21 protein-coding genes are annotated in these 17,003 nt (G+C 47.4%); 18 read left to right on the top strand and 3 right to left on the bottom strand.

What is annotated here, in order from left to right:
* Window positions 1-112 precede the first annotated feature (112 nt).
* Entirely contained in the window at window positions 113-844 is a 732-nt protein-coding gene (locus EZV72_RS07615) for a PRC-barrel domain-containing protein (protein ID WP_137166683.1), read from the top strand.
* 22 nt (window positions 845-866) lie between these two features.
* Window positions 867-2,183: a class II fumarate hydratase gene (locus EZV72_RS07610; RefSeq protein ID WP_137166682.1), complete on the top strand. Its 1,317-nt coding sequence runs from the start codon at window positions 867-869 to the stop codon at window positions 2,181-2,183.
* 9 nt (window positions 2,184-2,192) lie between these two features.
* On the opposite strand, the gene EZV72_RS07605 is transcribed toward EZV72_RS07610, so the two are convergent.
* Window positions 2,193-2,522 carry an ArsR/SmtB family transcription factor gene (locus EZV72_RS07605; protein WP_137166681.1) on the bottom strand — a complete coding sequence of 110 codons (330 nt, stop codon included), beginning with the start codon at window positions 2,520-2,522 and terminating at the stop codon, window positions 2,193-2,195.
* Window positions 2,523-2,706: 184 nt separating this feature from the next.
* Between EZV72_RS07605 and EZV72_RS07600 the strand changes: the two genes are divergently transcribed.
* The 3 genes from EZV72_RS07600 to EZV72_RS07590 all read left to right on the top strand — a co-directional run bounded on the left by EZV72_RS07600 (window position 2,707) and on the right by EZV72_RS07590 (window position 6,157).
* Window positions 2,707-3,069 (top strand): rhodanese-like domain-containing protein, encoded by a 363-nt coding sequence (locus EZV72_RS07600; protein ID WP_137166680.1) that lies wholly within the window; start codon window positions 2,707-2,709, stop codon window positions 3,067-3,069.
* 69 nt (window positions 3,070-3,138) lie between these two features.
* A complete protein-coding gene (locus EZV72_RS07595) occupies window positions 3,139-4,044 on the top strand; it encodes a LysR family transcriptional regulator (protein ID WP_137166679.1) in 906 nt (301 codons plus the stop codon).
* Between the two features lie 238 nt (window positions 4,045-4,282).
* On the top strand, window positions 4,283-6,157 hold the full coding sequence (locus EZV72_RS07590; protein ID WP_137166678.1) for a putative bifunctional diguanylate cyclase/phosphodiesterase: 1,875 nt from the start codon (window positions 4,283-4,285) through the stop codon (window positions 6,155-6,157).
* On the opposite strand, the gene EZV72_RS07585 is transcribed toward EZV72_RS07590, so the two are convergent.
* Window positions 6,150-6,755 (bottom strand): exopolysaccharide biosynthesis protein, encoded by a 606-nt coding sequence (locus EZV72_RS07585; RefSeq protein WP_137166677.1) that lies wholly within the window; start codon window positions 6,753-6,755, stop codon window positions 6,150-6,152. The genes EZV72_RS07590 and EZV72_RS07585 overlap by 8 nt on opposite strands.
* A 264-nt stretch (window positions 6,756-7,019) precedes the next feature.
* Here EZV72_RS07585 and EZV72_RS07580 point away from each other — a divergent pair, with 264 nt between their 5' ends.
* The 10 genes from EZV72_RS07580 (at window position 7,020) to EZV72_RS07535 (ending at window position 15,176) form a co-directional block, all read left to right on the top strand.
* Window positions 7,020-8,357 carry a sigma-54-dependent transcriptional regulator gene (locus tag EZV72_RS07580; RefSeq protein ID WP_137166676.1) on the top strand — a complete coding sequence of 446 codons (1,338 nt, stop codon included), beginning with the start codon at window positions 7,020-7,022 and terminating at the stop codon, window positions 8,355-8,357.
* A 10-nt stretch (window positions 8,358-8,367) separates the two neighbouring features.
* Entirely contained in the window at window positions 8,368-8,592 is a 225-nt protein-coding gene (locus tag EZV72_RS07575; RefSeq protein ID WP_137166675.1) for a threonine/serine exporter family protein, read from the top strand.
* A gap of 6 nt (window positions 8,593-8,598) precedes the next feature.
* A complete protein-coding gene (locus EZV72_RS07570; protein ID WP_137166674.1) occupies window positions 8,599-10,104 on the top strand; it encodes a sensor histidine kinase in 1,506 nt (501 codons plus the stop codon).
* On the top strand, window positions 10,104-10,556 hold the full coding sequence (locus EZV72_RS07565) for a response regulator (RefSeq protein WP_137166673.1): 453 nt from the start codon (window positions 10,104-10,106) through the stop codon (window positions 10,554-10,556). Before EZV72_RS07570 ends, EZV72_RS07565 begins: the two co-directional genes overlap by 1 nt.
* Before the next feature lie 21 nt (window positions 10,557-10,577).
* Entirely contained in the window at window positions 10,578-12,635 is a 2,058-nt protein-coding gene (locus tag EZV72_RS07560) for a response regulator (protein ID WP_137166672.1), read from the top strand.
* Window positions 12,636-12,803: 168 nt separating this feature from the next.
* A complete protein-coding gene (locus EZV72_RS07555; protein ID WP_137166671.1) occupies window positions 12,804-13,118 on the top strand; it encodes a DUF883 domain-containing protein in 315 nt (104 codons plus the stop codon).
* A 14-nt stretch (window positions 13,119-13,132) separates the two neighbouring features.
* Entirely contained in the window at window positions 13,133-13,636 is a 504-nt protein-coding gene (locus EZV72_RS07550; protein ID WP_137166670.1) for a hypothetical protein, read from the top strand.
* The gene (locus EZV72_RS07545) at window positions 13,633-13,890 is read left to right on the top strand and encodes a hypothetical protein (RefSeq protein ID WP_137166669.1); all 258 of its coding nucleotides are present in this window, start codon (window positions 13,633-13,635) and stop codon (window positions 13,888-13,890) included. The genes EZV72_RS07550 and EZV72_RS07545 overlap by 4 nt, the downstream gene beginning before the upstream one ends.
* Window positions 13,891-13,900: 10 nt before the next feature.
* Window positions 13,901-14,476: a CC0125/CC1285 family lipoprotein gene (locus EZV72_RS07540; protein WP_137166668.1), complete on the top strand. Its 576-nt coding sequence runs from the start codon at window positions 13,901-13,903 to the stop codon at window positions 14,474-14,476.
* Between the two features lie 250 nt (window positions 14,477-14,726).
* Window positions 14,727-15,176, top strand: coding sequence for a DUF2383 domain-containing protein (locus EZV72_RS07535; protein ID WP_137166667.1), 450 nt, complete (start codon window positions 14,727-14,729; stop codon window positions 15,174-15,176).
* A 155-nt stretch (window positions 15,177-15,331) separates the two neighbouring features.
* Here EZV72_RS07535 and yfbR read toward each other — a convergent pair whose 3' ends face one another.
* The gene (yfbR, locus tag EZV72_RS07530) at window positions 15,332-15,970 is read right to left on the bottom strand and encodes a 5'-deoxynucleotidase (protein WP_137166666.1); all 639 of its coding nucleotides are present in this window, start codon (window positions 15,968-15,970) and stop codon (window positions 15,332-15,334) included.
* A 324-nt stretch (window positions 15,971-16,294) separates the two neighbouring features.
* Between yfbR and EZV72_RS07525 the strand changes: the two genes are divergently transcribed.
* From EZV72_RS07525 to EZV72_RS07515, 3 genes are all read left to right on the top strand, one after another.
* Window positions 16,295-16,471: a DUF1328 domain-containing protein gene (locus EZV72_RS07525; protein WP_018982048.1), complete on the top strand. Its 177-nt coding sequence runs from the start codon at window positions 16,295-16,297 to the stop codon at window positions 16,469-16,471.
* A 27-nt stretch (window positions 16,472-16,498) separates the two neighbouring features.
* Complete coding sequence (locus tag EZV72_RS07520; protein ID WP_137166665.1) at window positions 16,499-16,696, top strand: hypothetical protein; 198 nt, start codon at window positions 16,499-16,501, stop codon at window positions 16,694-16,696.
* A 70-nt stretch (window positions 16,697-16,766) separates the two neighbouring features.
* Window positions 16,767-16,976, top strand: a complete 210-nt coding sequence (locus tag EZV72_RS07515) for a hypothetical protein (RefSeq protein ID WP_137166664.1) — start codon at window positions 16,767-16,769, stop codon at window positions 16,974-16,976.
* The last annotated feature ends 27 nt before the right edge of the window (window positions 16,977-17,003 follow it).

Genomic DNA, 17,003 nt, shown 5'->3' with positions numbered 1-17,003 from the left:
TGTGCCTGCACCTGGTCAGCGGGGTTTATTGATCTTTGTGGCAAGCAGCAACGAATGTAATTTCAATACATTAATTTTGCTTAACGCCAGAATTCACAAGGATCAGAACGCGATGATTTCACATAAACAAATTAAGCAATATGCCATTCATGCTACCGATGGTGATATTGGTAACTGCCAGGATATCCTGTTTGACGATCAGGATTTTGTTGCGCGATACCTTACCGCCGACACCAATAGCTGGCTACCATTGAGCCGCAAGGTGGTTATCTCGCCTATCTCGGTGACCAAAGTCGACACCGATGAGCAATGGCTGACCATTAACATGTCTTCACAGGCAATCAAAGACAGCCCTTCTATTGATGAACACAAGCCGGTCTCCCGGGAGTATGAAGAAACCCTGTTTAAGTATTTTGGCTACGGCTATTACTGGATTGGTCCCGGTGCTTGGGGAGACTTTGCTCATCCGACCGACCTGGCCGACAAAGAAGTACAGCAGGAAATGGAAAAAGAACGGCCCGAGCAGACCAACCATCTGCGCTCCTGTAATGAGGTGCATGGTTATGATGTAGCCACCACTGATGAGGACGTGGGCCATATTACCGACTTTGTTTTTGATACTGCAGGCTGGGATCTTCGGCTGGTGATTATCGACACCCGTAACTGGCTGCCAGGCGGTAAAAAAGTGGCGATCTGCCCTAAGGATATTGCCAACATCGACTGGTCGAGCCATAAATTGCACGTCAACCTGACTCACGACCAGTTGATGGAAAAGCCAGAAGTTGATTTGGACCGGTTGGGTGATGCCCGTTATCTGGAAGCCATTATCACTGATGCAGAATAAATCGACTGAGTAAGGAGGCCTCATGAGCGAGATTTTTTATCAGGAGCAAACCCGACTGGCACTGGATAATTTTTCAATTAGCGGCACCGGCATGCCGGCCGGTTTTATTCATGCACTGGGGGCGTTGAAACTGGCGTGTGCCAAAGCCAACCTGGAACTGGGTGAACTGAATAAGGGCAAAGCCAATGCGATTGTTCAGGTTAGCGAAGCGATTGCCGCAGGCAATCTTGACGACCAGTTTCCGGTAGATGTGTATCAGACCGGCTCAGGTACCAGCACCAACATGAATGCGAACGAGGTGATTGCCACTCTGGCCAGCAAACAATCGGGCCTGTCTGTCCATCCCAACGATGATGTGAACATGGGCCAAAGCTCCAACGACGTCATTCCCAGTACGATTCATATTGCCAGTATGATTATGCTGAAACAGCAGCTGATGCCGGCCCTGAAGCAAATAGAAGCTGATTTGGGTGCGCGCATTGATGAGCTGTCTGCCACGGTAAAAACCGGCCGCACCCATTTAATGGATGCCATGCCAGTGACTTTTGGTCAGGAACTGTCCGGTTGGCAGGCCCAGCTCAGACTCTGCCGGCAACGCCTTGAAGATACGTGTGTACGGCTATGCCGGCTGGCTATTGGGGGCACGGCCGTTGGAACCGGTATCAACACCCAAAGCAATTTTGGTGCATTAGTCTGTAAATATCTCAGTCAGTTTCTGGATTTGCCGTTTACGGTCACCGACAACCACTTTGCCGCTATTTCATCGCAGGACACAGCACTGGAGTTATCCGGACAGCTGAATACACTGGCCGCCGCCCTGATGAAGATCAGTAACGACCTACGCTGGATGAACAGCGGCCCGCTGGCCGGTTTAGGCGAAATCACCCTGCCTAAGTTACAGGCAGGAAGCAGTATTATGCCAGGTAAGGTTAATCCGGTTATTCCAGAAGCAGTAGCGATGGCTTGTGCGCAGACCATGGGTTATCACAGTGCAATTACCGTTGCGGCGCAGTCGGGAAATTTCCAGCTCAACGTGATGTTACCACTGATAGGACAGAATCTGTTGCTAAGTCAGCAGTTGCTAACCCGGTCATGCGAACATTTAACCCGGCAGGTCATCACCCGGTTTACGGTCAATAAGGAGCAGGTTGAGCAGGTCTTAAATAAAAACCCAATTCTTGTTACAGCGCTAAACCAAAGAATTGGGTATGAGAAAGGTGCGGAAATCGCGAAGAAAGCCTATGATGAAAAGCGCGATATCCTTGATGTTGCTAAGGCAATGACCGATATAGATGAAGAAGAATTGCGGTCACTGCTTGACCCAGCCAGGCTGGTGTAAACACAACCGCTAGTCGGCAGTGCGCTGGGCCGGAAAAAACTGATTGATGAGTGATAATGTCTGCACAACGCGCTCATCAGTCAGTCGGTAGTAAATCACCTGGCCATCGCGTCGTGTTGCCACCATTTTTGCTTCACGCAGCAACGCCAGGTGTTGTGAGAGTACCGGCTGAGTTACATCAATACCACTTAACAGGTCGGACACAGATAACTCCTTGCCAATCAAGGAGCAAAGCACCTGAAGACGGGTTTTATTGGCAAGTTGTTTAAGAAATTGCTCTGCCTCGTGTGAACTGTTGAGAATCCCCTCGGGTTGTTGAATATCGTAAATAGCTGACATCGTTAGAAGAATCCATTTTTTAAAACCTTATTGGAACGCGAAGCAAACCGTTGAGACAAGTACACTGGTCGCACAAAAGTGACCATTAAAAGCATAATCGGTAAAATGCGTTTGCACATTGATCATATAAGCTCTGCCTAATAATCTTATTTCATTTATCAGATTGGTTTATAAGGAAAAATTTATGTTGAAGACAATACAGGAACGGTTAGCCATGCTCAGCGCAGATGTGCGTCTGGTCAGCGCCCGGGAAGCCCGGGAGGAACTCGCCGCCAATGGCGGTGCGCTGATTGACGTCAGAGAGCCGGTTGAAAACAGCGAATCACCGGTTCCCACCGCGTTGCTGATTCCTCGCGGGCTTCTGGAGATGAAAGCAACCGAACAGTTTAAAGATCCTGACCGGCCGTTGTATCTGCACTGCGGTACGGGGGTTCGTGCCCAACTGGCGGCAGAACAGCTTACCGTGATGGGTTACACCCGGGTTGCCGCTATTACCGATGGCATAAAAGATGTGCAGACCGCGTTCACTGACGATGCCAATGCGTAAATTTAAACAGGCAAATATGACGTAATTACCGTAAACTGGCTTTTATGTTCGATTTTAACTGACACGACAATGCTAAAAGCAACTCTGGAACAATGGCGTATGTTCAAGGCGGTGGTGGAAGCTGGCGGCTTCAATCAGGCAGCCCAGATCGTTCACAAAAGTCAGTCATCTGTTCATCATGCGGTTCAAAAGCTGGAAAACGCCCTCGGGGTTACCCTGTTTGAAAATGATGGCAGAAAAGTGAGACTCACTCAGGCCGGTGAACTCATGTTGCGCCGGGCCTCGTTTGTGCTTGATGAAGCGCTTAAACTCGAAGCTGTTGCTGCCAGTTTACAAAGTGGTATTGAAACCCAGCTGCGCATTGCCGTAGACATTATTTTTCCGTCAGAGATTTTGTATCGGGTGCTGTCCAGGGTCAGCGAAGAATACCCTGAATTACGTATCGAAATAATGGAAACCGTGCTTAGCGGCTCAAACGATTTGTTACGTCAGGGCGAAGTAGACATCGGTATCTCCCCATTTCCGCTGACTAACGGATTCAGTGAAGATTTATGTGAAATAGAATTCCTGTTGGTGGCGCATCCTGAGCATTCTTTGCACCAGCTTAATCGCCCGTTAAAAAATGAAGATTTAAAGGCGCACCGGCAAATCGTGGTTCGCGACTCATCGACCGAACGTAAAGTAGACGCTGGCTGGCTGGGCGCTGAACAACGCTGGACTGTCAGCCATACCCGCACCTCGTTAGATATGATTCGCCGGGGACTGGGCTACGCCTGGCTGCCGGTGGCCATGATTCAGGATGCATTACAGGATGGTTCGGTGTCACCGTTACCGCTTGAGCGTGGCGCTGCGCGCAGAGCACTGCTCAATCTGAGTTTTGAAGATGGCGACAAACTGGGTCCGGCAGCCAGAACCTTTATTGGCGAGTTGCGCTACCAGACAATGCAAATGCCCGGCACCCAGGCATTGGGTTAAGCAAGATTGAACCCACGCTGATTTAAGGCTATAACTACCATCGCCAATACAAAATAATAAAAAGAATCAAAAATACGATGCGACCTTCTACTTACCAGAGCCTGTTTATCTGCTCTTCCCTTTGCGCTGGCATAATGGGTTGCATAGCGGCTTTCATACAAGCTATTCGTCGTTTAAGCGCTTTATCCGGCAGTATTTTCGCTGCTACCATTGAAGCTACAGTAGCAATGGGTTATTTATGCCGGAAAATCTAGAACTGATAAAAAGTGACAGCAACCTGAGAAAGCGCCTGCTTCTCGGCTCAATTTTGTTGTCTTTGCTGGTTATCAGTATTTTCTGTTATGTCGGGTATACCTTACTGCTGGAAATGGAAAAAGACATGGAGCGCCAGTCTTTTGAAGAACAGTATATTGATGTAAAACAGCTACTCGAACCCTTATTTGCCCAGCACACAGCCAGCGATGATCTAACCCTGGTGCCACATGATTTATCTATTCTGGCGGATAAAATTTTGCTGATTGAATTCAGCGGACAGGAAATCTACCGGGACACGCGCCTGGCCCCGCAAACATTTTTACAACCCTTACAGCAAACCGGGTTCTTTGAAGAAGGCGACGGACAGTATTATGTACACAGTGACATACTGCCCGAGTACAACCAGCCGTTAACGGTGATCTGGCAATCTTCAGACATGGATAAAGTGTCTGAGCATGTGATTAGTCGTTTGTCTGTGGCTGCCTTTCTGACCTTCTGGTTATCCGTCTGGTCAGCCTTGCTGATGTCAGCGTTTATCGCCAAACGATTTGAAAGCGCCAATCGTAGTCTGGAAAAACTGGCTCTGGTCGACAACCTGACCCGCCTGTATAACCGCAATGCCCTGCTCTCCGGGCTGGATCTTAAAGACGCCAAAGGCGCATTGATGTTTTTGGATCTTGATCGCTTCAGAGATATCAATGATGCACTTGGCCACGACATGGGCGATAAGCTTTTGCAGGCGTTTTCTGTTCGCTTGCGCCACATCACCGGTGAAGACGATCAATTATATCGCTATAGAAGTGACGAATTTATTGTCTGGATTCCGGATATTGATCCTGACGATGTGATGGGACGGGCCTTTACGCTGCTATACGAATGCCGTGAGCCGCTGAGTATTGGAAAAAGTGCTTTTGAAATCGGTTGTTCCATCGGCGTTGCCTGTGTACCGGAACACGGGCACCTGCCTGAAACCGTGGTGCAAAACGCTGAAACCGCCATGCTCAGGGCCAAGCGCATGCGCCTGGGTATTCAGGTTTACAATGAACGACTCGCTTATAACAGCACGGTTGAGGTCACGCTGCGCAGTCAGTTGCGTTCTGCGTTACATCAAAATCAGTTTGAACTGTATTATCAGCCTAAGGTCTCGCTGGCGACCGGTCAGCTATCCGGCGTAGAAGCCATTGTGCGCTGGAATCATCCGGAACAAGGTGTTTTACCCCCCGGCCACTTTATCGATTTAATTGAGCAAAGCGGAATTGTGCACGCCTTCACCCGCTACACGGTTGAGTCAGCGGTTAATCAGATAAGCCTCTGGCAGAGTCAGGGCAATGCGTTGCCCGTTGCGGTTAATCTGTCAGCCTACAACCTGATGGACAATGCGTTTATTCCGTTTGTTGAAAACCTGCTGGCAGAATCCGGTATTCCCCCCGCCCTGCTTGAGTTTGAGCTGACAGAAAGTGCTACCATGGTCGATATTGCAGTGAGTAAACGCATGATTAGAGCGTTTAATCAGCTGGGAATCAAAACCTCTATTGATGACTTTGGTACCGGCATGAGCTCCTTTGCCTATCTGCGCGAGCTGGATGTTCATACTATTAAGCTCGACCGTGCATTTATTGTTGATATGGTAACAAACCATAAGGATGCGCGGATTGTTGAGGCGATGATATCATTGTGCCACAGTCTGGGGATCAATGTTGTTGCAGAAGGAATTGAGCAGCAGGAACAGGTGACACTATTGCGCACTATGCGCTGTGATACCGGACAGGGCTACTTTTTTGGCAAGCCGGCACAAAGTCACGCCATCGATGCCCTGCTAAGCAGCAAAGCGCTCATGCCGGTAGTATCGGCTAACTAAGCAGGCTCATTATCTGCTGTGCGCCAAATACAAAGCCGATGATGGCAATAGATAAGCCCAGCAGTGCCACCGCGCCGTCATCGGTGGCCATACCCACCGCCATGATAAACACCGCCACTGCCGGAATCAGTCCTAAAAACGGTACCAGTTCCAGCGGCACCATCATCAGGCCGCACAACGCGCAGCTTACCGCAATAAAGCTGCGAAAAATCACCTGCCGCATAAAAAACCAGCGAGGCATTAAAAGTCGGTCAACCCGGGTCACAACCGGCTGTGCTTTTTCAATGCCGTAACCCAGTGAATCCCGACTGATAGCGATACTTTTAATGGTGTCTGGCAGCCAGGGAGAAGACATACCCAGTAAAACTTGCAATGAAATAAGAAAAATAGTGATGCCGGTCACCGTAGGAATACCCGGAATAGCCCCCACCGGCGTGGAACAAATAAATGCAGGCACGGCCAGCATCGGACCAAACCCCCGTTTTTCCATAATCGACATCAAATCACCAAAGGCAATCTTTTCGTCGCTGCCCGCTCGCTGCATACGCCCCAGTAGCTCATGCAGGCTCATTGAGCGTTCCATCACCATGCTCATCATGTCAGGTCCTTACCAATTCATCTGGTAATTTAGCTGTTGAACGGTTATGAGCCGGCCAACAAAAAATTTAAAAAAGTAAACTTTTGTTAATGTTTCTGCTGTAATGCTTTGCGAATAACGTGCCAGATGGCATTATACTGCGCTTATTCTAAGAGCATGTTCAGTTCGTGGGTCAGGCAAATATTAATATGCGATGTGATCCTCTGGCGACCGAACCATGTAGTTCATGTATTGCTATATTTTATTTTTAAAGGGAATCTGTAAGTGTTAACTGTTTTACTTGTTGACGACGATCCGGAATTCACAGATGTGGCCTGTACCATCATCGAATTTTTAGGCCATGAGGTGTTAACAGCCGCTAATCTTGATGAAGCACGCGACTGGCTCACCAAAGAAACATTCGACCACATTTTACTGGATTTCATGCTGCCAGATGGCAGCGGTGTGCATTTGTTTGATGAACTGGATGCGCTGCCCAAACGTCCGCGGGTAACACTCATCACTGGGCACCCTTCTGTTCGCGGAATTATTAAAGGCCTGTGTGGCCCGAACATCGACTATCTGGTTAAACCCATTCAGCGCGAAGAAATTGAAGCAGTTTTAAGCGGCAAAACAAAAACACAGTCCAAAAGCAGCAAAAGTCAGCAGATTACCCGACACTTTGGCCACCTGATTGGCGAGTCTGCCACCATGCAGGAACTCTACAAACTGATTTCCCGGGTGAGCCGGACCAGTGCCAATGTCATGTTGCTGGGAGAAAGCGGGGTGGGTAAAGAAGTGGTGGCGGCTGCCATACACTCAGCCTCGGAGGCAGAAGGCCCTTACATTGCCACTAACTGTGGTGCGTTTTCCAAAGAACTGATTGGTAGCGAACTCTTCGGCCATGAAAAAGGCGCATTTACCGGTGCAGTCGGTCGTAAGGAAGGCGTGTTTGAACAGGCTGAAAACGGTACCTTGTTTTTAGATGAAATCACAGAAATGCCCATCGACATGCAGCCCAACCTGTTGCGTGTACTGGAAAACAAAGTCGTGATTCGGGTTGGCGGTACAAAAACGATCCCGATTAACTGCCGCGTGGTTTCTGCGACTAACCGGGCTATGGAAGAAATTGCCGAAAGCAAAGTATTACGCGAAGATATTTACTTCCGTCTGGCTGTCTTTCCTATCACTATTCCGCCTTTACGTGAACGTAAAGAAGATATTCCTTTGCTGGCGACTTATTTCATTGAAGAGTTGAATAAAGAAAACAGCACTAATTTTGCCTGGAATGATGGTCAGCTGGATACATTAAAAGCCTATGACTGGCCGGGTAACGTTCGTGAATTGCGCCATTTTGTTCATCGTGCTGCCATTATGAGCGATCCGGAACAGTCTGATCTTGAGCTACCTAAAACCATTGAATCACCGTTTGCCAAGAAGCAGTCTACTACCCCTACTCTGCAAGCCGGCCGTACCATCGAGGACGTCGAAAAAGAGCTTATTTACGCTACGCTTGAAAAAGTGAACGGCAATAAGACGCTGGCGGCTGAAATGCTGGGTATCAGCACAAAAACCCTTTACAACCGCTTACACGCTTATGGCGATTTAAGTAAGGACGACTAGGTCTGTTTTTATGAATGAGAAAGAGTTTGCTACGGTAGCAACCCATGTTCACGATGCCCGTAAACCGCTGAACCGTATTTCAATGCAGGCAGAGCTGGTTAAAATGGCGCTGGACGGGGACGTACCGCCGGAACGGGCCAAGCAAGCACTGGACAAAATAATTATAAGCACAAAGGATTGCAGCGAGGCTCTCACCACCATGATGGAAGCTTTGAGCAATTCCCAACCGGAATAAAAATACATGTTTAATAAGATGATTCAGTCTTTGTACAGCTGGATAGCGCTGGTTGGAATCATTGTTCTTATTATCACCGGAAACTCTTTCTATGTGGTAAACACCCTGGACAAACTCGCGGGTCTGGAAGCCAGACTATTTACTACTAACCGGGTCATCGGTGCCATTAACACCCTGCACATGGCTGTATTGCGTGCCGAGTCCGGTCAGCGTGGTTTTTTGCTAACTCAGGATGAAGCCTATCTGGTGGATTATACCAAAACCCTGAACCGCCTGAATACCCTGATTGAAGAAGTGGACATCAGCGCCCAGGCATCAGATCTGCCCGATCAGGACGAAAAGGTGCAGGAGCTGATTCGCCTGAGCAAGGAAAAAGTCAACGAGATGATGCAGACCGTCGAAGTGGCCCGTGATGGTAACTTTACCCAGGCTCTGACCATTGTCAGCTCTGATCGCGGGTTAAAATTGTACGACCGTTTTGAAGTGCTGTTTCAAAAAATTGATGCTTCAGAGCGTCAGGTGCAAAGCGAGCACCTGGCAAATCTGATGAGGCTTAGACAAAACTCGGTCACTACGCTGATTATCTCAGGTGTGACCACTGCCTTTCTGATTGTTGCTATTTTTGTGCTGCTTAAGCTCAACATGCGCGAAAATCTGCGTCACCAGCGTGCGCTGGAAAATATCAATGAAGAACTTGAATACAAAATTGCCCAGCGCACACAAGAGCTGCAGGTTTACTCTGATGAACTGGCCCGCAGTAACCGTGAACTGGAAGATTTTGCCTTTGTGGCGTCTCACGATCTGCAGGAGCCGTTAAGGAAGATTCGGGCATTCGGTAACCGGATTGATGACGGCTACTCCGACGTCATTGACGAGCGCGGGCGGGATTTTCTTAAGCGTATGCTCAATGCAGCAGAGCGAATGAGTATGCTGATTAGCGACCTGCTGTCTTTTTCCCGGGTGTCTACCCGTGGCAAAGATTTCACCGAAGTCAATCTGAGTGAGATTCTTGAAGATGTCTGTAGTGATCTGGAAATTGCGGTAGAAGAATCGTCGGCACAAATCACTACTGACTCGTTGCCGTTGATTCAAGGTGATAAAAGTCAGATTGAGCAGTTGTTTTTGAACTTGCTGTCTAACGCTTTGAAATTCAGAAAGCCGGATACCACACCACATATCTCAGTTAGCTGTCATCCTGCCACCGCCGAAGAGCTCGATGGCCTCCATATGCAAGAGAGATTTGACTGGATTACCATAACCGTGGAAGATAACGGCATTGGATTTGAACAGTCGTTCGCGGAAAAGATTTTTGCTCCTTTCCAACGTCTGCATGGGCGAAGCTCCTACAAAGGAACAGGTATTGGCCTGGCGGTTTGCCGACGCATTGTGGAGCGCCACAATGGTCAAATTCGAGCATACAGTGAGCCGGATAAGGGTTCACGTTTTGTAATTGTGATTCCGGTAGACGGTGAGCCGTTTGCCACACTTCCTACTCAAGGAGTTGTAAGCTAATGACCGCAAAGAGTGCTTTGCCTATCAACATTCTAATGGCAGACGATGACGAAGATGATCGTTTGTTAACTCTGGACGCGCTTAAAGAAAGCCGCGTTCTGAATAATCTGTACTGTGTTGAAGATGGCGTAGAGTTACTGGAGTTCTTGCGACGTGAAGGCAAGTACGCCGATCCTAAAGACTCTCCACGCCCTAGTCTGATCCTGCTGGATCTGAATATGCCCAGAATGGATGGCCGTGAAGCATTACAGGAAGTTAAGGCCGACCCGGCTTTGCGTGGTATTCCGGTAGTGATCCTTACCACCTCAAAAGAAGAAGAAGATATGTTAAGGGGTTACGATCTGGGTTGTGCATCTTACATTACCAAACCTGTGAACTTTGAAGGCCTGGTCGATTTAATGCGTACATTAGGACGCTATTGGATCGAGTTTGTCGAACTACCCCACGATTAAACTTGTAGTTTGAGGCGATCTGTGTCAGAGCTAATCCGTGTTTTACTCATCGAAGATGATGAAGATGATTATTTTTTAACTGCTGATTATCTGTCACAGTGTAGAGAGCCCAGGTTTGATATCACCTGGGTGACCAACAGCGCTGAAGCGGTCGCCGCCTTTCGCTGTAAATCCTTTGATATTTGTCTGCTCGACTACATCCTGGGCGCGGAAAACGCGCTGGATGTGTTAGGTATCATCAAGTCCAAGGGTATCAATATTCCGGTGGTTATTCTGACCGGCCAGTCTGATACCAAAGTCGACGAAATGGTGATGCGTGCCGGCGCTTCTGATTACCTGACAAAAAGTGAAATTGAGACCCCGCGCTTCATGCGTACGATGCGCTATGCCATGGTACGCCGCGAAATCGAAAACGAGCGGATTGAGCGCCACAAGGTTGAACAGCAAAACAAAGCAAAAGACAAATTCCTGGCCCACCTGGGTCATGAGCTTCGCACTCCGCTAACGTCTATTCTGGGTTATACCGAGTTGCTGCTGGATGACAGCGCTAATGAGCGCATTATGCAGGAGCTGTCGATCATTCATACGAATGGCAAGCATTTGCTAAGTCTGCTGAATGATTTGCTGGATATGTCCCGCATTATGGCCAACAAGCTGGAATTATCTCCCAAAGATATTTACCTGTCCGGCTTTATGACCGATGTTCACTCACTAATGAACCTGGCCGCCAAAGATAAAGGCCTGCAGCTGTCTATCAGTTGTGATACTGAAGTCCCCGAAGTCATAAAAGCAGATCCAACCCGACTCAGACAGGTGCTGATAAACCTGATCAGCAATGCGGTTAAATTTACCGACAGCGGCCAAATCAGTGTCACTCTGGATATTCGCCCCCATGCAGGTGAAAACGGCAACGAGCTATTGCGTTTTAAAGTCAGGGATTCGGGCATTGGCATGCCACCTGATAAGCTTGAAGATATTTTCCATCCGTTTGAACAAATAGAAGATGTCATGCGCGCCAACCATGGCGGTGCCGGTCTGGGGCTGGCTATCTGTCGTGAACTGGTCAATAAAATGGGCGGCGAAATCTCTGTGGACTCTAAGTTTGGTGAAGGCAGCGTATTCTCGTTTACTGTTGATCCGGGGGACATTGCCGACCAGCCTCGTGAAATGCTGAACCTGGCTGCTCCGTCTTCTCAGACCCAGACGGCCATGAACCTGCACGTTTCCGGCCGGGTATTGATTGTGGATGACTTACGCGAGCTACGTCGTCTGACAGGTCATCTGGTGAGTCAGTGCCACGCTCAGGTAGCTTATGCTGAAAATGGCGTCAAGGCACTGGAAGCAGTACTGATGGCGGAAAAAGAAGGGAAGCCATTTCATCTTGTACTGATGGATATTCATATGCCGGTGATGAACGGCATAGATGCACTGAAGGCGCTGCGCAAACATAATTGTAAAACGGCCGTAGTCGCGATTACCGCAGCCAGCCGCAAAGGATTACGGCAGTCGTTGCTGGATGAAGGCTTTGATGATGTCATCGGCAAGCCGATTGAAAAACAGGCATTATCACAAATTCTGGATCGGTATTTAATACGTACCAACAGCCCTGAAGTTGGCGCATCGCAGATCCATGAACTGATTACCGATAACGAAGAAGAAACCGACCCGGTCACGATAACCAGTGAGCGTCAGACTGTCTCAGCACCGGCGCTAAAAGGCTCATCTGCGGCTGAACAAAAGGTACTGGTGATCGAGGATGACGAAGATGCCGCTGATCTAATGCAGCTGTTACTCAGTCATCAGGGACATGAAGTGGGCATTGCCAATAATGGCCGGCAGGCGCTGGAGGCTTTGAAACACAACCATTACGATTATGCACTGCTGGACCTGACCCTGCCGGACTACACCGGTTTTGAGCTGGCTGCTGAGATTCAAAAAAATACGCCATCGTTGAAAATTGTTATTGTCAGCGGCCGGGAGCCTGAGCCAGAAAAAATGTCTGCGCTGAATATCAGCCACTCGTTGTTAAAACCGGTCAGCAAAAATGATCTGCATGCATTATTTGAAAGTGAACTGTAATAATTAAGAAAGAATTACAGTCCTTTGCATCTTTTACTACCAGCATTTGTTCCCCCTTTCCCGTCACGAAATAAAAACATTGAAAATCAGATACTTATAAAAATGTTCACGCTGGTATAATCAATGCATATCTCCTTGTGTATTCATTAATTATCAAGGAGACTCATTATGGCTACTCAAGCAAAACCAGGAACTACTAAGCCAACTGGCGTACCAGAATCTACTCACCCGGTAACTGACAAGGTTCAGGATACGCTGCATGCGTCGGTCGATAAGTTTGCAGGCTCTGCAAGTAAAGCAGAAGAAAACTTTCGTAGCACGGCCTCTGAGTCGGCAGAGAATTTTGCCACTCGCAAGCGTCTGGCAGAACAAAAATGGCAGGGATCAACTATCCGTAAATATGCGGTAGAAAATCCGGTTGCAGCAGCGGGCATCGCTTTTGCCGCAGGTATGCTGGTTACTTCACTTTTACGTAGAAAGTAAACGTGAGGCCAGGTATGGCGAATTTACGTACCGCACATTACAGGCCGGAACGGCCTGTAAGTTTCAGCCCGCTCAGAGACTCTGGGTGGGCTTATCTTCGTTCTGAGCATAAAACACTGGATGATGATACCACCTACGGCGAAGTATTTGTCACACTGGAAAAGCTGATTGCTCAGAAAAAACAACAATCTCTGGCGCTTGCTGATGTGGTTTCTCATGAAGCTGACATTATTAAAAAGGCAGTATTTGTTGCTGTAGCCGGTGCAGTACTGGCATCGGGACTGAGTCTGGTGTTGTGGATTATCGTCAATGTATTCGCCGGCGTTGCTCTTGACAGAGCAGGTGTTCATCTTGCATTAAACGCGCTGATCCTGCTTGTTACAAACGGCATTCTGCTTGGTTTATGTTTAATGGGCCTTAAACAAACCTACCCTCATATTACCCTTATGCCTATTGTCAGAACCTTAATGGGTTCGTCTGCCCGGGCAGCCAGGGACAGTCAATCGGAGTCGGCATGAACTTTTTTCTGAATCAGGAAATAAAGAAAGCAGAACAGGCACATAACCATTATGCTGTTATATGCAGGCAAACGGATTATCTGCAAAAACAGGCAAAACAGCGGGCCCGCTTAATGATGGGAAAACCTTCTATGCTGTTGTCTATTTTTGCAGCCGGGGCTTTTAAAGGGGCCACCACCAGTAACCCTAAAAAACGACGTCACTATGCGTTAATTGCCTTTGCCAGAACCGCATTTTTTAAATTTATAACATAAGGAACATTTTATGGCTCACTGGACGCACCGCCCCTTAGGTAAGTCGTTATGCATTGGCTTGGTGGCTGCTTCTGTCTCCTTAAGCGCATGTGTTTCTCAATCCCCCACTCAACCCACTCTTTATCGCGCTGCTCAAACCAGTGACGCTTATGGTTACTCCAGTATGGAGTTAAGTGACAGCGAATACCGGGTGATGTTTAAAGCCACCGAAGCAACGCCTGCCGACAAGGTGCAGGAATATTCTTTATACCGCGCTGCCGAAATTGCCAGGCAAAAAGGCTATGAATGGGTGAGCCTGGTGAAAACCGATGTACAGCGTAAATCCCGCGAAGCACGCAGCGTGACTCGCAAAGATACCAATACGCTGCCACCGGTACTCAAAGAAGAACAATGCACTATGTCAGGCTGTAATGAGGTAGCCCAACCTTATGAAGCGACGGATTCAGGTGTAACGGTAGAAAAAACGCGAACTAAAGATGTGTACTATTCCATTGTAGTACGCATGGGTGACAGCAAAATCAGTACCGACAAGCGGGCCTTTAAAGTAACAGACCTGCTTAAAACGCCACCAGATTCAAAAAGCTAGCAGCCTGATGATACGGCCGGTATCCTTCCGGCCGTGATGAACAAGATTTACAATTTTATTGGAAATAATTCTCGCCCGGTTGCAATACCCTTCCCCTCTACGTCAAGTAGCACAGCGTTTTACTTTTTAAGCATTGATATAAAAGACTTTTTTATTTTTTTAGTTTGACACTTCAGCCGTGGTTTTTGGAATGCCCTGTGCATTGACAATGGCAGTATCAGTAACTTATGCCTTCTTGAAGGAGTAGGAAATGAATTCAGTACCGGTTAGTGACAATCAGGTGGCAGAGATAATTAAAGTCCTTAACGGTGGAATTACATTTTACCAGGACAGCAAGCGTAAAGTGTCCAGCGAGCATTTACAGGCCATGTTTAATCGTATGATTGAAGAAAAAGAACTGGCTGTTATCGCTCTGCGCAAATACATGACAGTAACCCAGCAGGCTGACACCGTCCAATATACTGACTGGACCATCGGGATCCGTAAGTTATACACTGAACTGATGGAGTCAGTGAAATCTGCTAACGACTGTCTGTATGTTAAACAACTGGAACAGGTAGAAAATAAAGTGCTGGATGTCATTGATACAGCGCTTGATGATAATCAACCCCAGACTTTTGCTTGTGAGTTACGCCGGATTCGCACACGTATGCAGCAATGTCATGACGAGATACGCTCCCTTCACAAAGTGTCTGCCTGAACAGCCGACTGGCTATGTAACATGTGATAGTCAGTCTTTCGTGATTTGTCGCGTAGCTGTTTACAATCAGTAAAGGTGCATTGAGTCTGACCAATGTTTATACTCAGAACGATGCCTATGCTTATCCACGCAATAGCCAGCAATTTATACGTCATCTACAGGTGTAGATTACTTGCCCGCTCCACCCACTCCAGATCTTTGGTTTGTTCGTCCAGTGTACTTTTTGCGTCATCTAAAAACATCTGACAAAAATAATCGACACTAGGCAGTGTATCCCGGTATTTTTTGAGCTGAATTTCCATCTCTACCATGGCATTGGAAAATTCGCCGTTAGATTTCGACAACTCATAATCGCACTTAAGATAAGCACACAATACGTCTGCAGCCTTTGCCAGGCGAACATGTACATCATGCTTATCCTGTTCAATCAACGGCTGATAACGCTGTTTAAGGGCATCAGGCAAAGTTTGCAACAGCATAGCTTCAAACCGGCGTTCGAGCTTTTTAATGGCTGTCGTGGTATCCGGGTCATGATATTTAACCGGGCTGGGTATATCACTCATTCCCGCAATTTCACTGCCCTCGTGAAATAGTGCCATTGCAGCTACCCGATCCGGACTCACCTCCTCATCAAAAATATCGGCAGCAATAGCACCGAGCATATGACCAACAAAAGATGCTTCGTAGATATGTGTAGACAGCATTTCTTCCTGAAACTGCGCCATTAGCGGCCATCGTTTTACGTTGCGCGCGCGCTGCATTAATCCAATAAATGCTGAATGTTGTTTGCTCATGAAAACTCCTGTTCCGCCTTTTTTTACCCAGAGTACGTTATCAGGGTAATTAAACAAGTAGTACTCTGTTTGAGACGGGTACCAGAATATTGACATACATGTGTAAAAACTTCTTTTATTTCAGTCACCTCTCATGTTAGCTTAAATTTCATCCCGAATTATTGACTCGTGTAAAAAGTGCATAGCGCCTGTAATTGTGGATGATGATTTACGTAGTTATTCGACAAAGAAAAGCAAAAAACATATAAAATCAGTAACTTACAATCTGGCACAAATAACGCATAAGTATTAGTGACTTTTATGGAGCGATACGAGGATAACGTTATGCTAGGTTGGGCGATTACATTTTTTATTATAGCCATTATTGCAGCTGTTTTTGGCTTTGGCGGCATTGCCGGTGCAGCAACAGGCATTGCCCAATTTCTGTTTTTCGTATTTGTAGCACTTTTAGTGATTTCACTAATAGCTAACGCATTGCGTGGCAAGTCACCGAAAGTATAAATTTATAATTAAGGAGCAAGGACTATTATGTTGTCTATTAAAAATCTAATGAAGTTGATGTTTGTTGCAGTATTTGCATTTTCTGTAGCAGCGTGTAGTGATGACGGTAGCGCTGAGAATGCTGGCGAAAAGGTCGACGAGGCGATGACTGATGCAGGTAACGCAATGGAAGATACCTGTGAAGACGTAAAAGATGGCATGAACGCCGAAGATAAAGATTGCTAATAGCATCATTATCCTGAAAAACCCGGCTACGGCCGGGTTTTTTGTACCTTTAGACTTTGTGGAGAAGATTATGAGTGAATCAGACAAACAATCACGCAGTATTGCCGGTATGGAAGGTATTCAGTCTGCCATCGCCAACGATGAAGTTGAGCGGGTCAAGCAGCTGCTTGCTACTCATAGCCTGGACATTCTTCAAAAACAACACCTTATTGAACTTGCCAAGATGGGGAACAACCCCAAAATGCTGAGTTTAATTGAAGATGCTCCGGCTCATCCTTAGCCTGCGATCTTCACGTTAGCACTCTTG

It is taken from the genome of Salinimonas lutimaris, assembly GCF_005222225.1.
GTDB lineage: Bacteria > Pseudomonadota > Gammaproteobacteria > Enterobacterales > Alteromonadaceae > Alteromonas > Alteromonas lutimaris.
Note: the sequence above shows the minus strand (reverse complement) of the source record. Positions and strands in the feature narration are given on the sequence as shown.

Excerpts from the sequence above, each read along its gene's own strand:
- EZV72_RS07615 (WP_137166683.1), top strand. The coding sequence starts at position 113 with ATGATTTCACATAAACAAATTAAGCAATATGCCATTCATGCTACCGAT.
- EZV72_RS07610 (WP_137166682.1), top strand. The coding sequence starts at position 867 with ATGAGCGAGATTTTTTATCAGGAGCAAACCCGACTGGCACTGGATAAT.
- EZV72_RS07605 (WP_137166681.1), bottom strand. The coding sequence starts at position 2,522 with ATGTCAGCTATTTACGATATTCAACAACCCGAGGGGATTCTCAACAGT.
- EZV72_RS07600 (WP_137166680.1), top strand. The coding sequence starts at position 2,707 with ATGTTGAAGACAATACAGGAACGGTTAGCCATGCTCAGCGCAGATGTG.
- EZV72_RS07595 (WP_137166679.1), top strand. The coding sequence starts at position 3,139 with ATGCTAAAAGCAACTCTGGAACAATGGCGTATGTTCAAGGCGGTGGTG.
- EZV72_RS07590 (WP_137166678.1), top strand. The coding sequence starts at position 4,283 with ATGCCGGAAAATCTAGAACTGATAAAAAGTGACAGCAACCTGAGAAAG.
- EZV72_RS07585 (WP_137166677.1), bottom strand. The coding sequence starts at position 6,755 with ATGATGAGCATGGTGATGGAACGCTCAATGAGCCTGCATGAGCTACTG.
- EZV72_RS07575 (WP_137166675.1), top strand. The coding sequence starts at position 8,368 with ATGAATGAGAAAGAGTTTGCTACGGTAGCAACCCATGTTCACGATGCC.
- EZV72_RS07570 (WP_137166674.1), top strand. The coding sequence starts at position 8,599 with ATGTTTAATAAGATGATTCAGTCTTTGTACAGCTGGATAGCGCTGGTT.
- EZV72_RS07565 (WP_137166673.1), top strand. The coding sequence starts at position 10,104 with ATGACCGCAAAGAGTGCTTTGCCTATCAACATTCTAATGGCAGACGAT.
- EZV72_RS07555 (WP_137166671.1), top strand. The coding sequence starts at position 12,804 with ATGGCTACTCAAGCAAAACCAGGAACTACTAAGCCAACTGGCGTACCA.
- EZV72_RS07550 (WP_137166670.1), top strand. The coding sequence starts at position 13,133 with ATGGCGAATTTACGTACCGCACATTACAGGCCGGAACGGCCTGTAAGT.
- EZV72_RS07545 (WP_137166669.1), top strand. The coding sequence starts at position 13,633 with ATGAACTTTTTTCTGAATCAGGAAATAAAGAAAGCAGAACAGGCACAT.
- EZV72_RS07540 (WP_137166668.1), top strand. The coding sequence starts at position 13,901 with ATGGCTCACTGGACGCACCGCCCCTTAGGTAAGTCGTTATGCATTGGC.
- EZV72_RS07535 (WP_137166667.1), top strand. The coding sequence starts at position 14,727 with ATGAATTCAGTACCGGTTAGTGACAATCAGGTGGCAGAGATAATTAAA.
- yfbR (WP_137166666.1), bottom strand. The coding sequence starts at position 15,970 with ATGAGCAAACAACATTCAGCATTTATTGGATTAATGCAGCGCGCGCGC.
- EZV72_RS07525 (WP_018982048.1), top strand. The coding sequence starts at position 16,295 with ATGCTAGGTTGGGCGATTACATTTTTTATTATAGCCATTATTGCAGCT.
- EZV72_RS07520 (WP_137166665.1), top strand. The coding sequence starts at position 16,499 with ATGTTGTCTATTAAAAATCTAATGAAGTTGATGTTTGTTGCAGTATTT.
- EZV72_RS07515 (WP_137166664.1), top strand. The coding sequence starts at position 16,767 with ATGAGTGAATCAGACAAACAATCACGCAGTATTGCCGGTATGGAAGGT.